At 64.8% G+C, this 13,377-nt stretch carries 9 protein-coding genes and 1 tRNA gene; 6 read left to right on the top strand and 4 right to left on the bottom strand.

The window, feature by feature from the left end:
• Positions 1 to 45: 45 nt before the first annotated feature.
• From AUL38_RS01280 to AUL38_RS01270, 3 genes are all read left to right on the top strand, one after another.
• Positions 46 to 2,277: an HtaA domain-containing protein gene (locus AUL38_RS01280; protein ID WP_059058508.1), complete on the top strand. Its 2,232-nt coding sequence runs from the start codon at positions 46 to 48 to the stop codon at positions 2,275 to 2,277.
• A 14-nt stretch (positions 2,278 to 2,291) separates the two neighbouring features.
• Positions 2,292 to 5,270, top strand: coding sequence for an HtaA domain-containing protein (locus AUL38_RS01275; protein ID WP_083506499.1), 2,979 nt, complete (start codon positions 2,292 to 2,294; stop codon positions 5,268 to 5,270).
• 80 nt (positions 5,271 to 5,350) lie between these two features.
• A complete protein-coding gene (locus AUL38_RS01270; RefSeq protein WP_059058504.1) occupies positions 5,351 to 6,223 on the top strand; it encodes an HtaA domain-containing protein in 873 nt (290 codons plus the stop codon).
• Between the two features lie 12 nt (positions 6,224 to 6,235).
• Here AUL38_RS01270 and groL read toward each other — a convergent pair whose 3' ends face one another.
• The 3 genes from groL to AUL38_RS01255 form a co-directional block, all read right to left on the bottom strand.
• A complete protein-coding gene (groL, locus tag AUL38_RS01265; protein WP_059058501.1) occupies positions 6,236 to 7,855 on the bottom strand; it encodes a chaperonin GroEL in 1,620 nt (539 codons plus the stop codon).
• A gap of 160 nt (positions 7,856 to 8,015) precedes the next feature.
• The gene (locus AUL38_RS01260) at positions 8,016 to 8,615 is read right to left on the bottom strand and encodes a LytR C-terminal domain-containing protein (protein ID WP_059058499.1); all 600 of its coding nucleotides are present in this window, start codon (positions 8,613 to 8,615) and stop codon (positions 8,016 to 8,018) included.
• A 170-nt stretch (positions 8,616 to 8,785) separates the two neighbouring features.
• Complete coding sequence (locus AUL38_RS01255; protein ID WP_059058498.1) at positions 8,786 to 9,907, bottom strand: hemin ABC transporter substrate-binding protein; 1,122 nt, start codon at positions 9,905 to 9,907, stop codon at positions 8,786 to 8,788.
• 138 nt (positions 9,908 to 10,045) lie between these two features.
• Here AUL38_RS01255 and AUL38_RS01250 point away from each other — a divergent pair, with 138 nt between their 5' ends.
• The 3 genes from AUL38_RS01250 to AUL38_RS01240 all read left to right on the top strand — a co-directional run bounded on the left by AUL38_RS01250 (position 10,046) and on the right by AUL38_RS01240 (position 12,087).
• On the top strand, positions 10,046 to 11,113 hold the full coding sequence (locus tag AUL38_RS01250; protein WP_059058496.1) for an iron ABC transporter permease: 1,068 nt from the start codon (positions 10,046 to 10,048) through the stop codon (positions 11,111 to 11,113).
• The gene (locus AUL38_RS01245; RefSeq protein WP_059058494.1) at positions 11,113 to 11,928 is read left to right on the top strand and encodes a heme ABC transporter ATP-binding protein; all 816 of its coding nucleotides are present in this window, start codon (positions 11,113 to 11,115) and stop codon (positions 11,926 to 11,928) included. Before AUL38_RS01250 ends, AUL38_RS01245 begins: the two co-directional genes overlap by 1 nt.
• 86 nt (positions 11,929 to 12,014) lie before the next feature.
• Positions 12,015 to 12,087, top strand: a tRNA-Ala gene (locus tag AUL38_RS01240).
• 31 nt (positions 12,088 to 12,118) lie between these two features.
• Here AUL38_RS01240 and AUL38_RS01235 read toward each other — a convergent pair.
• The gene (locus tag AUL38_RS01235; RefSeq protein ID WP_059058491.1) at positions 12,119 to 13,309 is read right to left on the bottom strand and encodes a glycoside hydrolase family 3 N-terminal domain-containing protein; all 1,191 of its coding nucleotides are present in this window, start codon (positions 13,307 to 13,309) and stop codon (positions 12,119 to 12,121) included.
• Positions 13,310 to 13,377 lie beyond the last annotated feature (68 nt).

The following is a 13,377-nucleotide window of genomic DNA, read 5'->3' as shown; positions in this document are numbered from 1 at the left end:
TCTCGGTGCTCTCACATCTCTGTACTCGACAAGGAGCACGTACGCATGGGAATCACTGAGCGCAGAAAGCGCGGTGCGTTACTTGGCGCACTTACAACAACGCTGCTCGCGGCCAGCAGCCTGACACTCGCCCCGACCATCGCATCCGCAGAATCTGCGGTGATGGACGACGCCATTGTCGCTGGCGCGACGCTTGACTGGGGTGTGAAAGAGTCATTCCGGAGGTATGTTGTAGGGCCGATCCCGAAGGGATCGATCGAACTGCTCGGAAACACCACTGGTACGTATCAGTGGAGTGGCGGCCAGGGCACTGCAGCGCTCGACGGTTCGAGTGCTGATGTCTCATTCGGGGTCGGAAACGGCGTCCACTTCCGCGGGCACAAGAGCGGCGCTGCCGACGACGCCCCCTACATCCTCGACGTGGCGTTCACGAACCCGAGAATAGTGGTGACCTCGCCAACGACCGGTGAGCTCCGCGCAGACGTCGAAGGCCGCGAGTTTGTCAACACGACCACCGTCGGCGACTGGTATTCGAACGAGAACGCCTCGCTCGCCGAACTGACACTCCCCGAACCGACGATAGACGGTGACGTGCGCACCTGGAGCGACGCAAAGGCCGTTCTCACAAAGGAAGGCGCGGAAAACTTCGCAGGGTTCTACGAGCCCGGTGAACTGCTCGACCCTGTGAGCTTCTCCCTGCCGATCGCGACGCAACCCGTGGCTGTGGCGACGCAGACCACGCTCGTCGCATCAGCGGACACCGTCACCCAGGGGGACATCCTCACCCTGACGGCGACGGTTGCGCCAGAGGCACCGGGAACGGTGCAGTTCACGAACGGCGACTCCACCCTGGGCGAGCCGGTCGCTGTCGACGCGGGCACCGCGACCCTGCAGACTTCAGCGCTTGAAGTTGGGTCGAACAGCCTGACCGCTGAGTTTGCGCCGGAAAGCGGCTCCGCATTCCTCGGGTCAGTCTCGGATGTTTTCGAAGTGACCGTCACACCGAGGAACACCCCCACTGTCATGGTCGACAAGCTGTCAGGCATTGACCCCGCTGGCGAAGAAGTCACCGTTACCGGCACCGGCTTCCTGCCGAAGTCTCCCGACACCGACGGCCGGTACGCGCCGCTCGCCGGCCGCTTCACCGGTGCATACGTCGTCTTCGGATCGTTCGCTGAGCAGTGGCAGCCGTCACAGGGCATCACCTCTGCGGCCCGCAAAGGCTTCGATACCCGCTGGGCAGTGCAGGCACCCGAGCTCGCGCTCATCTCCTCGGTGCCCGGTGGCATCGAGCTGAACGCCGACGGAACGTTTGAGACCACCCTGACGCTGACAAAGGACAGCGCGTTGGCGCTCGAGAACGGGCACTATGGTGTCTACACGTACCCCGGTGGCGGAGCCACCTACGCACCGTTCGAGACATTCACGCCGATCGAGTTCGCGCCGGCCCAGGCCACATCCGTCACGCTGGACGCCTCCGAATCGTCGGTGTTTGCCGGCGACGAAGTTGAGCTCGCTGCAGCAGTGACCGCCGATGTGGCGGGCACAGTGCGGTTCACCAGCAACGGCGAGAGACTTGCCGATCCCGTTACCGTGGCGGACGGCGCAGCATCGCTGACAACGACCGATCTCGGCGTCGGCGCGAACGAGGTCGTTGCCGAGTTTGTCCCCGCGAACACGGATGTTCACGCACAGTCTGAGTCGGCCGCGGTTTCAGTGACGGTTGCCGCGTTCCCAGTGGTGCAGATCAACGGAAAGCCTGCGGGAACGGTTACCGTGAACCCAGGAGACGAGCTTGAGCTGAGGATTGGCGCGTTCGCGGCTGGCGATGAGTTCGAGATTGCGATCCAGTCAGAGACTGCGACGCTGCCCGATCGCTACACGGCCGACGAATCAGGGTTCGTGAACGCGAGCTGGACGGTTCCGGCAGACTTCGCGCTCGGTGCGCACAGCATCACCGTCACGAACACCAGCACCGACAGAGTCTTCACCTTCGCTGATGCGTTTGTCGTTGAGAAGGCTACCGTCACCGAGCCCGGCGGCGATGGCCCCGGTGGTGGCGGCCCGGGTAGTGACGGTGAGAACCCCGGTGGCGGCGACAAGCAGACCCCTGAGGACAACAAGGGTTCGAACGATCCGCTCGCCAAGGGCGGATCCGACGGGCCCGCAGTGAGCCTCGCCGTTGGGGCCGGGCTGCTGCTCCTGCTCGGTGGAGCCCTGCTCGCCGCCCGCCGCAGCCTTGCCGCCCGCTCGGGTGTCAACGGCATCATCCGATAGGAGAGATCAACGCGATGAGTGTTTCCCCAGTGCAGAACGAACTCCGCCGTCAGCACAGAACACCGCTCGGCCTATTCGGTCGGGCGGTGGGGGGAGCACTCGTCGCGTTCCTCGCGGCGGGGACCGCGCTCTTCGCGCCAGCGATCGCTGCCGCCGCGCCTGACGAGACCACCGGCGCCGTGTCGGGCGCGACCCTTGACTGGGGGGTGAAAGAGTCCTTCAGGAAATACATTGTCGGCCCGATCCCGAAGGGGACTATCGAACTGCTGGGGAACACCACCGGGGAATACCAGTGGAGCGAAGGCCAGGGCTCCGCGGCACTCGATGGTTCCGCCGCCGATGTTTCGTTCGGCGTCGGGAACGGTGTGCACTTCCTCGGGCACAAAAGCGGGGCCGCCGAGGAAGACCCCTACATTCTTGACATCGCCCTCACCAATCCGAGGGTGGTCGTGACATCGGCAACGACGGCTGAACTGCGTGTCGATGTCGAGGGGCGCGCGTACGTCGATACAACGACCGTTGGCGAGCCGTATGCGAATCAAGACGCGCTGCTCGCAGAACTCACGCTGCCCGAACCGACGGTCGAGGGTGACGTGCGCACCTGGGCCAACGCGGCGGCCGTGCTGACGGAGGAGGGGGCGGAGAACTTTGCCGGCTTCTATCAGGCAGGCGAGCAGTTCGATCCGGTGACCTTCTCCCTCCCCACGGCCGGACTGGAGGGTGATCCAGGCGGGGAGGGGCCCAGCCTGGTCGCCACCACCACTGCATTCGACGCTTCGAGCACGACCGCTCTTCTCCTGGGCGACGAAGCGATGTTCAACGTCTCCGTCACCCCCGCAACCGCCGAGGGCTCGGTGCAGTTCTTTACCGGCGACGTCTCGCTCGGCGCGCCAGTGCCGCTTGCAGGCGGCGCCGCCACGCTCCGAACGGCGGAGCTGCCGCTCGGCACACACTCCATCTCGGCACAGTTCACGCCAACGGACGCCGAAGCGTTCGTCGCTTCGAGCGCAGCCGCGATCCAGGTCCGCGTGTCGGAGCGCGGGAACACCGTCATCGACGTGAAGGGCGCCACCCTCGACTGGGGCGTCAAAGCCTCGTTCCGTAACTACATCTACAACGCCCCTGCCTTCGGCGGCAGGACAGCGCTCCTCGGGAGCACCAAGCAGGCGAAGGATCAGGGCACCTACCAGTGGAGTGGGGGCTCCGGCACAGCGGCGTCCAATGGGACGAGCGCCGAGATCGCATTCGGCGCGGGCAACGGGGTGCACTTCCAATCCCACCCGATGGTGGTGAACGGGCGGTCGGTCTACGCGCTCGACCTGCAGTTCACGAATCCGCGGGTGGTGATTACCTCACCAACGAGCGGCACGCTGTACACCGACGTCGAGGGCTACGAGTTCGTCGACATGAACTCGGTGGGCGCGAAGTTCTCGTTTGTCAATGCCCCGCTCGCGGAACTCTCCCTCGGCATACCCGAGGTCAACAGCGCCAATACGACGTTGTCGTGGAAGAACGTCGGCGCCCGACTCACGAAGCAGGGCGCAGAAGCCTTCGGCGGCTTTTATGAGACGGGAACCGAGCTCGACCCGCTCAACATCACCCTCCCAGGCGCCTTTACCGTCGCCGATAAGCAGGCGACCTCGGTGACGCTCGCCGCGTCGCCCACCAGCGCCAACGTTGGCGACAGGGTGACGTTTACGGCGAAGGTGTCGCCCGCCATCGCGGGCACGGTAGCGTTCAGCTACGGAAACACATCGCTCGGGAGCCCCGTTCGCGTGAGCGGCGGAGCCGCCGTGCTCGAGACAACGAAGCTGCCGGAAGGCGTCTATTCGGCGCAAGCGCTCTTTCAACCGCAAGACGGCGATCGCTACTATCACGCGAACTCGAACTCGGTGATGCTGCGGATTGACAAGGCGAGGAAACAAACCGGCGGGGGCGGAGCCGGCCGGTCGCCCGCGGGCGGCGGGGCTGGAGCGGGGTCGCTGCGGTGGAGCGTCTCGAACTACTTCGCCGGGTACACGACGGCGAAATCAAACACCGCTGCCTGCCCGACTCCAGGTGGACACTGCGCCGGAGGGAGCATCTCGACAACGGGGGTCGGCGCCGGATATCTTTTCCCGCAGAGCGGTTCGACGTGGAACGAGGCCTCCCAGACGGGAACCGTCCGCTATTCCGGCACCGTCGCGTTTAAGGGTTACGGGATCACGATGTTCCAGGTGAACAATCCGACGATTACGGTGACCAGCGCGACGTCTGCCACGCTGACAACCGGATACTCCGGATCGTACGGGCCGAGCACCGTTCCGTTGAACCTGGGGGCCGCTACCAAGAGCGTGGGATCAGGCGGCGAGGTGACGTGGAGCAATGTTCCGGTGCAGGGGAGCCTGGTCGGGATCTCAGCGAATCAGGGCATTGATTTCGAACCACTCACGTTCACGGTCGGTTCCTCGAGCAGGGTGACCTACAGTTCCACGACGCAGGGCGAGGGGAAGACGGAGTCGAAGTACACCGCTGCGGACGCTCCACCTGCGACGGACGGGCTTGAAGTGCTGACCGACCCGGAGAAGATCGTTCCCGGAGGGCGTATCGAGGTCCGCGCAGCTGGCTTTGAGCCCGAGGACGAGGGCGTCCTCGTCGTGCTCTACCCCGGACCGAATGTGCTCGATGACACCGTCCAAGCCGATTCCTCCGGAGGAGTGACCTGGGCCGGCCGGTTGCCTGCCGACATTACCCCCGGACCGTACACGCTCACCATGCAGGGCAGTACAAACGTTGGTGCTCAGATCAAGGTGCTGTCGGCGGAGGAATCCGCTGCTGCTTCGAAAGCCGCGCTGTCCGCTGAGGAAGCGCTCGCCGCAGCCACTGCTGCTGCCGGGCTTCAAGCCGCAGGCTTCGGGGGCGGGATGGCGCTGTGGGAATGGTGGGTGATGGCTGGCGGAATGACACTCATCGCGGGGAGCACGTCGGCCCTCGCAATTCGGCAACGCATGTAACCACCACCGGTGGGTCGCACGGCTGCACCGGTCAACCGCTTGGCACGTTGCGGGCTAAGTAATCTTGAGGAGAATCGTTCGTGAATCGTCGTACGCTGCGCCGCCTCGGCGGCGGCCTGATAACTGCGGCCATCGCCGCTACCATGCTCGCCAGTACCGCCGCCGGAGCGGCGGCCGAGCCGCTCGCCACACAGACAGCGGGAAGTGCGTGTGAGGTCACCGGAGGCACCATGCAGTGGGGCATCAAAGCAAGCTTCCGCTCCTACATCAGCGGCTCCATCGCCAACGGCTCGTGGGAGACGAGCGACGGCCTCACCTACGAATCGCCCAACTTCACCTGGAGCGGCGCGACGGGCAGCATCGACCCCGCGAGCGGCACCGGGACGGTTTCGTTCCCTGGCACAGTGCACTTCACGGGACACGACGGAATTCTTGATTTGACCCTCGCAAACCCAACGATCGAGTTCGAAGGCGACGGTAAGGCGGCGCTGCTGCTCGACTCGCGGAGCACCGACATGGACGGTGAGGTCGCCGTCGATGAGGACCAAGAGTGGGTGGGGGATGTGACAGTGGCGGAATCCCTCGCCCCGGCTGACGGAAGCTTGACGCTAACTGACCTCCCGACCGAGCTCACGAACTCTGGTGTTGTCGCCTTCGCGGGATTCTATGAGGCCGGAGTCGAGCTCGACCCGATCACGCTCGACCTGCAGCTGGGTGACTGCGCGGCCGTCGCCGCCGTGGCCCCACCCGCTGCCGAAATCGCGCCGGGGGCGCCAGTCCAGCCTGGGGCCGCGCCGGCAGCCCCGGCGGTGCCGTGGGCGCCCATCACCGTTGCCGGTGTCGCGATCTTCGTCACGGGCCTCACAGTCGGGCTCCTCATCGGTGGGCGCAGACAAAAAAACTGGGCCGCACCCGAAGGTGCGACCCAGTCTGCTGAATCTACAGCTATGTGAAGCGAGCTGGACTTAGAAGTCCATGCCTGCGCCCGGGTCAGCTGCCATAGGCGCTGCGGGCTCGGGCTTGTCAGCGACAACAGCCTCGGTGGTGAGGAAGAGGCCAGCGATCGAAGCCGCGTTCTGCAGCGCCGAGCGGGTGACCTTTACGGGGTCGTTGATGCCGGCTGCAAGCATGTCGACGTACTCGCCGGTTGCGGCGTTGAGGCCGTGACCGATCGGGAGCTCCGACACCTTGTGCGCAACAACGCCAGGCTCGAGACCTGCGTTGAGTGCGATCTGCTTGAGCGGAGCCTCGATTGCAACCTTCACGATTGCAGCGCCGGTTGCCTCGTCACCCTCAAGTGAGAGCGTAGCGAATGCCTTCGTTGCTGCCTGGATGAGTGCGACGCCGCCGCCGGGGACGATGCCCTCTTCGACAGCTGCCTTAGCGTTGCGGACTGCGTCCTCAATGCGGTGCTTGCGCTCCTTGAGCTCGACCTCGGTTGCTGCGCCAGCCTTGATGACTGCGACGCCGCCTGCGAGCTTTGCGAGGCGCTCCTGGAGCTTCTCGCGATCGTAGTCGCTGTCGGTGTTGTCGATCTCGCGGCGGATCTGCTGCACGCGGCCCTCGACTGCTTCCTTCTCGCCGCCGCCCTGGACGATGGTGGTCTCGTCCTTGGTGATGATGACCTTGCGTGCGGTGCCGAGCATGTCGAGCGTTGCGTTCTCGAGCTTCAGGCCGACCTCTTCCGAGATGACCTGGCCGCCGGTGAGGATCGCGATGTCCTGCAGCATTGCCTTGCGGCGGTCGCCGAAGCCGGGGGCCTTGACGGCTGCCGACTTGAAGATGCCGCGGATCTTGTTGAGCACGAGCGTAGCGAGTGCTTCGCCCTCGACGTCCTCAGCAATGATGAGGAGCTGCTTGCCCGACTGGATGACCGGGTCAACAACGGGGAGCAGATCCTTGATGTTCGAGACCTTGCTGTTGACGACGAGGATGTACGGATCCTCGAAGACGACTTCCTGGCGATCTGCGTCGGTGACGAAGTACGCCGAGAGGTAGCCCTTGTCGAAGCGCATGCCCTCGGTGAGCTCGAGTTCGGTGCCGAACGTGTTCGACTCCTCGACGGTGACGACGCCTTCCTTGCCGACCTTGTCGATAGCCTCGGCGATGAGCTCGCCGATCTGCTCGTCAGCTGCGGAGATCGATGCGGTTGCCGCGATCTCTGCGGTGGTCTCGATCTCCTTCGAGTTGTTGTGCAGCTCGGTGATGACCGCTGCAACAGCCTTCTCGATGCCCTTCTTCAGCGCGATGGGATCGCTGCCAGCTGCAACGTTACGCAGACCCTCGCGCACGAGTGCCTGTGCGAGAACAGTTGCGGTGGTGGTGCCGTCGCCTGCGACGTCATCGGTCTTCTTCGCGACCTCCTTGACGAGCTCAGCGCCGATCTTCTCGTACGGGTCGTCGAGCTCGATCTCCTTGGCGATCGAAACGCCATCGTTGGTGATCGTGGGGGCGCCCCACTTCTTCTCAAGAACGACGTTGCGGCCACGCGGGCCCAGCGTCACCTTGACAGTGTCGGCGAGGATGTTCAGACCCCGCTCAAGGCCGCGACGTGCCTCTTCGTCAAACGCAATCATCTTTGCCATGTAATTCGCCCCTCCCGGACGTCTAGGGAAAGCTGCAGAGACCACGAGGGTTCTGCGCCAGGTTTAGCACTCAGTCGATCCGACTGCTAACTCCAATTTTGGCACTCTGTCCCTGAGAGTGCAAGAAGGATCGCTCGCCCGCAGCGAACGCGAATATTAACTAGTTCCCGGGTTTCCCCGGGCCGGCGTAATCTGAGCCGAGGAGGATAACCAAATCGGCGTTGTTCTCTGCGTAATCCGTGTTGAGATACGTCGAGACTCCACCGAGTTTTTCCGCGAGTCCGAGTGCCGCGGCGTTGTTCTCTGGTTCCGAATAGAAGACCGCGGAAATCTCAACATCTGCGGTCGCGGCGGGCACCGCAAGAATGATGGTGCCCCACTTTTCTGCGGTGACGGTGGTGGCGACGGCCTGTGCGAGGGTGCCCTCCGTGGACGTGCCGTCCAGCACCGCGACCGTGGCCTCAGCATTAATCGCAGGCTGCACCTTCGGGGCGCCGGGGGCTGAGCTCCCCGGGGACTGGATGGGAAGCGTTCCCGCTGAACCAGCGATGGTCACGCCGACGATGCCAATGGTCGTGAGGATCGCGGCCCCGATGAGCCCACCGAGCACAAAATGCCAGGTGACCCGTGGCTGTGCGGTTACGCGGTGCGCGCCGACACGCGAGGTGCTCTGGACGCTGTCGAAGCGGTCTGCCGGGTACTCGGAGGAAACTGAGCCGCGCGAGCGAGCGCCGTGCGCAGCTTCGTGTTCCTTAGTCACCCGATGTCTCCCAGATTTTCTTTTCGCGCCGGGGCCACGCTAGCGCCCGGGATATTCTCCGATCAAGAGTAGCGCGGCGGTCCGCGGCTGATCCTGAAAGGACTTGGAGCAGCATACACGCGTCCGCTATGTGCGGGTGCGGTCGGCGGGAGTTGTGCGCGGTGTCCCGCTTATTGCAACGAGTCTGGAGCGTAGATCGCACGTGCGAGTGCATCGATGACATCAGGCGTGCGCCCAGCGCTGGCGAACAGGAGCGAGTCATCGATGTCGATGATGCGGCGGTTCTTGCCCGCGGTGGTCAGCGCGATGCTCGGCTGGGCCTCGATAAGCCCGTCAATGCCATCGGTGCTTGTGAGTCCCTTGGACATCACGATAATAATGTCGGGATCCATGCTGACGAGAGCCTCGTCGGTCATCGGGCGTTCGCCCTTCCAGCCGACCTCGTCTGCAACGTCGACGACGCCGACGGATGCCAGGAGCTCGTCGATTCCGCTTCCCTCGCCGAAGAGGTAGTAGACGCCGGCTCCGCCACGTACGTACAGGAAGACGACGCGGGGGAGCTTCGTTGCATCGGCGGGGATGAGCTCGGCGACCTCAGTCTCCTTCGCTGCCACGGCCTTGGCGACGTTGGCGTTGAGTTCCTCCGCGGCGTCAGCAACGCCAAGACCGGCGGCGACCTGTCGAGTGGCCTCGGAGCTTGACTCGAGGTTGACCGAGCGGTTGACGACGATGACTGGCACGCCTGCGTTGCGCATCATGTTCACAAAGTCGATGCCGCCAACGCTGAGGTCCGTGAAAATCACGCTCGGCTCGAGGCCGAGGATGGACTCAGCTTCGATGTCGTGGCCGCCAGTGACAACGAGCGGAAGCTCCTCAGAGCCTGGGAACGAGGTCGTCGCATCGCGGCCGATGAGCTGGTCGCCGAGGCCGAGGTTATAGACGATGTCGCTCAGCGTGCCCGTGAGGGAGATCGCGAGAATGCGTGAAGTATCAGTGACCTCGACGGGGATCTCGCCGGTCCGGTCCTGCGACTGGACCGTGACGGGAAGCTTCGCTTCCGGACGCTCTGCGAGCGGCTCGATGCTGGGAGGTCCAACCACCGCTGTGGAGGGGCCTTCGTAGGCTCGGGGATCTTCGAGCGGCGTCAGTGACGTGAGCGGTGGGAGATCAACGGCTTCGCTGCCCTCCCCAGATTTCGCGGGGCCACCGGTCTGGCAGCCGGTGAGAGCGATGGAGAGGCCGAGAGCAAGGGCGACCACGGCACGGATGCGAGACTTACGCGTGTTGTTCATCGATCCCTCTCAAGTTAAGGAAGTAAGCTCAGCAAGCTTAACCTTACAAAGATATGATGAAGTGTGAGTTTTCAGATTTCTCACACGCACACGGCGCGAACGGGCGCCCGGATCTCCTAGAAAGAGTCTCGCGCGAGCATGAAAAGCACCGGCCAGATCTCGCTGTCACGGCGAGGAAGTCGCGCACCCCTGTTGTTCGCAGTGCTCGGAGTGCTGCTCTTCATTAGCGTTCTCGTGTCTGCCGGAACCGGCCAGCTCGCGATCCCGCCGCAGGAGGTGCTGGGTTCGATCCTGCACCGCGTCGGTATCGACTGGTTGCCGCTACCGAGCATTCCTGCCGGGGACGACGCGCTCTGGGCGATCCGCTTCCCCCGCGTCGCGATGTCCGTGCTCATCGGCATCGGGCTTTCGGTGTCGGGCCTCATCATGCAGGCGATCTTCGGGAACCCGCTTGCTGAGCCCGGTGTTATCGGTATCTCCTCGGGAGCCGCTGTCGGCGCCGGCATCTCGATCGTCTTCGGCCTCACGGTGTTCGGGCAGTGGACCACGGCGGTCCTCGCCTTCATCACCGGCCTCATCGCCACGCTCATCGTCTACTCAATGAGCCGCGCAGAGGGCCGCACCGAAGTCGTCACCCTCGTGCTCACCGGTATCGCCGTGAACGCCATCGCGGGCGCAGCGATTGCCGCGCTGACGTTCGTCGGTGATTCGCAGTCGCGCGAGGCGATCGTGTTCTGGCAACTTGGCAGTTTGAAAGGGATGAGCTGGACGCAAGTGATGATCGTGACGCCGATCATCGCGGTGGGTCTGATTGCGGCCTACCTCACGTCGCGCAAGCTCGACCTGCTGGCGCTCGGCGAGCGCAACGCGCGTCACCTCGGGGTGAACGTCGAGCTGCTCCGCATCGGTATGATCCTCGTCGTGTCGCTCCTCGTGGGCGCGGCAGTCGCGTTCGCGGGAATCATCTCGTTTGTTGGCTTGGTGATCCCGCACCTCATGCGTATGGTGCTCGGTCCGGCGCATCTCCCGCTGGTGACCGCTTCGGCGCTCGCGGGCGCGCTGTTGCTCACCCTGGCAGACCTTGCGGCCCGAACCATCGTGCCGATGGCCGAGCTGCCCATTGGCATCCTCACTTCGCTCGTCGGTGGGCCGTTCTTCTTCTGGCTGCTCCGACGGACACGCAAGCGCTCGGGAGGGTGGGGATAATGAACGCTCGACACGTGGGGCTTCCCACCACCGCGCCCGCTGGAACGGTCGTCTGCTCGGCTGAATCGGTCATGGTGGAGCGTGGCCGCAAGAAGCTGCTTGACGATGTCTCCATCGAACTGCGCGCAGGCGAGGTGTTTTCGCTGCTCGGCCCGAACGGCGCCGGAAAATCGACGCTGCTGAGCCTGCTCTCGGGAGACGTGCTCCCTGACGCGGGGCATGTCGAATTCGGCGGCAAGCCGCTTTCGGACTGGTCGCTCATTGATCTCTCGCGGCGGCGGTCGGTGCTGCTCCAGGAGAACCAGCTCATGTTCCCCTTCACCGTGCATCAGGTGGTGGAGATGGGGCGTGCGCCGTGGCGGCGCACCACGTTCGAGAACGACGACAATTCGGCGATCTCGGACGCGATCGAGGCGACCGATATCTCGCACCTCGGCAACCGCCGTGTGCCGTCGCTGTCGGGCGGTGAGCGGGCACGTACCGCGTTCGCCCGCGTTATCGCAGGTCGCACCGGAATGCTCATGCTCGACGAGCCAACCGCGGCACTTGACCTCGCGCACCAGGAGGGAGTGCTGCGGCTTGCGCGCGAGCGCGCCGCGGCAGGCGACGCTGTGCTCGTGGTGCTCCACGATCTGAATCTTGCCGGAGCCTACTCCGACAGGATCGCGCTGCTTCGGCAGGGCAAGATCGTCGCAAATGGCGACCCTGAGACTGTGCTCGACGCCGATGTGCTCACGGACGTGTACCGCACGCCGGTCGAAGTGATCCATCATCCGGTCACCGGCAAGCGCATCGTGCTCCCGAAGCGCGACTAGTCTCCGCAACACACGTGCTGGCGGATTTCTCATGCGCGGCCTGGGCGTGATACAGTAATTCGCTGTACGGGGGTAAAAGCCCGCACGGGTCCTTAACTCAGTTGGTAGAGTGCCTGCTTTGCAAGCAGGATGTCGGGAGTTCGATTCTCCCAGGATCCACAGTGTTCTCTATCTGATAGGCAGGCTATGTTTAGCCTCCGCTGGCATCGTCGAGCGTGTCCTCCGAAAGCTCGAGCCTGAGCGCGGTGACGCGCGTGGCGGCCTCCCTCAGGCGGCTTTCTGAGAGGGTCCCGTTGTCGACGGCGGCCGTCACGCCATCGACGAGCCCGCGCACCCCAGCGGCGTCCATGCCGATCACCGTGAGCGCGAGATCCGCGCCGGCAGTGATTGCAGCAACGGTGGTGGCGGCTGGATCCTGGTACTCGGCGATGCCGCTCGCTCGGAGCATGCCGAGGTCATCGGTCACGGTGACACCTGCGAATCCAAGTTCGTCTCGTGCGATCGCGTACCACTCGGGCGCGAGCGACGCCGGGGACGGCGAGACCTCCGTGTACGCGAGGTGCCCGAACATCAGCAGTTCAGCGCCGGCGTCGATCCCGGCCTCGAACGGGAGTGCCGTGTTCGTACGCCACTCGTCCAGCGTTGTCGTCGTGCGGGGGATCCCCGTGTGCGAGTCGTCCGCCGTCGCGCCGTGGCCCGGAAAATGTTTCAGCGTGGAGGCGACGGTTCCCCGCTCGCCGGCGACGGCCGCCGCAACGCGGGGGCTCGCCTGCGCGCCGGTGTCGCCCAGGGTTCGTGGGTAGATGAAGCTCCAGGTGTCTGCGGTGACGTCGGCGACAACGCCGAAGTTCACGTTGACGCCGGCGTCGGCGAGGAGCACCGCACGTTCAGCGAACGCGGTCTTGGCACGTTCCGCGGGCTGTTCGCGGAGTGTGTCGGCGCCCGGGAGGGTATCCCACGGCAGCCTGGTGACGAGGCCGCCCTCTTCATCAATACCGACCAGCGGTGGGAGAGCGGGGTCGATCGTGAGCTGCGTCGTGATCGCGCGGAGCTCGTCGGGGGAGCCAGGCACGTTCGCACCCATGACGATGAACCCGCCGAGGCCAGTGTCTTCCATGAGCGTGCGCAGCTCTGCCGCATCGGTCGTCGGGGCCGTCGCCATGATGACGCTGCCGACCAGCTCGCGGGTCGACGCCTGCGCAACCCAGCTGGCTGCGGCCTGTTCGCGCAGCTCTTCAGCGCTGGGCGGAGGGGGCAGCTCGGCAGTGAGCGTGGGCGGCGGGGGTTCCGCAGCACAGCCCGCGACGCCGGTCAGCGCAAGCAGAGCGACGCCGAAGAGCGCGGTCAGCCGGGGGAAGGCCCGGCGCGAACGGGGGAGCATACCCAGATTCTAGGCCCCGCTCAGGCGGCGACCTATTCGTCGGGGAGGAAGCCGCGTGCCTCCCGACT

Source organism: Leucobacter sp. G161 (assembly GCF_001482305.1).
In the GTDB taxonomy this organism is placed as follows: Bacteria; Actinomycetota; Actinomycetes; order Actinomycetales; family Microbacteriaceae; genus Leucobacter.
Note: the sequence above shows the minus strand (reverse complement) of the source record. Positions and strands in the feature narration are given on the sequence as shown.

Bases quoted from the DNA above. Each gene is read 5' to 3' on its own strand.
- AUL38_RS01280 (WP_059058508.1), top strand. From the start codon at position 46: ATGGGAATCACTGAGCGCAGAAAGCGCGGTGCGTTACTTGGCGCACTT.
- AUL38_RS01275 (WP_083506499.1), top strand. From the start codon at position 2,292: ATGAGTGTTTCCCCAGTGCAGAACGAACTCCGCCGTCAGCACAGAACA.
- groL (WP_059058501.1), bottom strand. From the start codon at position 7,855: ATGGCAAAGATGATTGCGTTTGACGAAGAGGCACGTCGCGGCCTTGAG.
- AUL38_RS01255 (WP_059058498.1), bottom strand. From the start codon at position 9,907: ATGAACAACACGCGTAAGTCTCGCATCCGTGCCGTGGTCGCCCTTGCT.
- AUL38_RS01250 (WP_059058496.1), top strand. From the start codon at position 10,046: ATGAAAAGCACCGGCCAGATCTCGCTGTCACGGCGAGGAAGTCGCGCA.
- AUL38_RS01245 (WP_059058494.1), top strand. From the start codon at position 11,113: ATGAACGCTCGACACGTGGGGCTTCCCACCACCGCGCCCGCTGGAACG.
- AUL38_RS01235 (WP_059058491.1), bottom strand. From the start codon at position 13,309: ATGCTCCCCCGTTCGCGCCGGGCCTTCCCCCGGCTGACCGCGCTCTTC.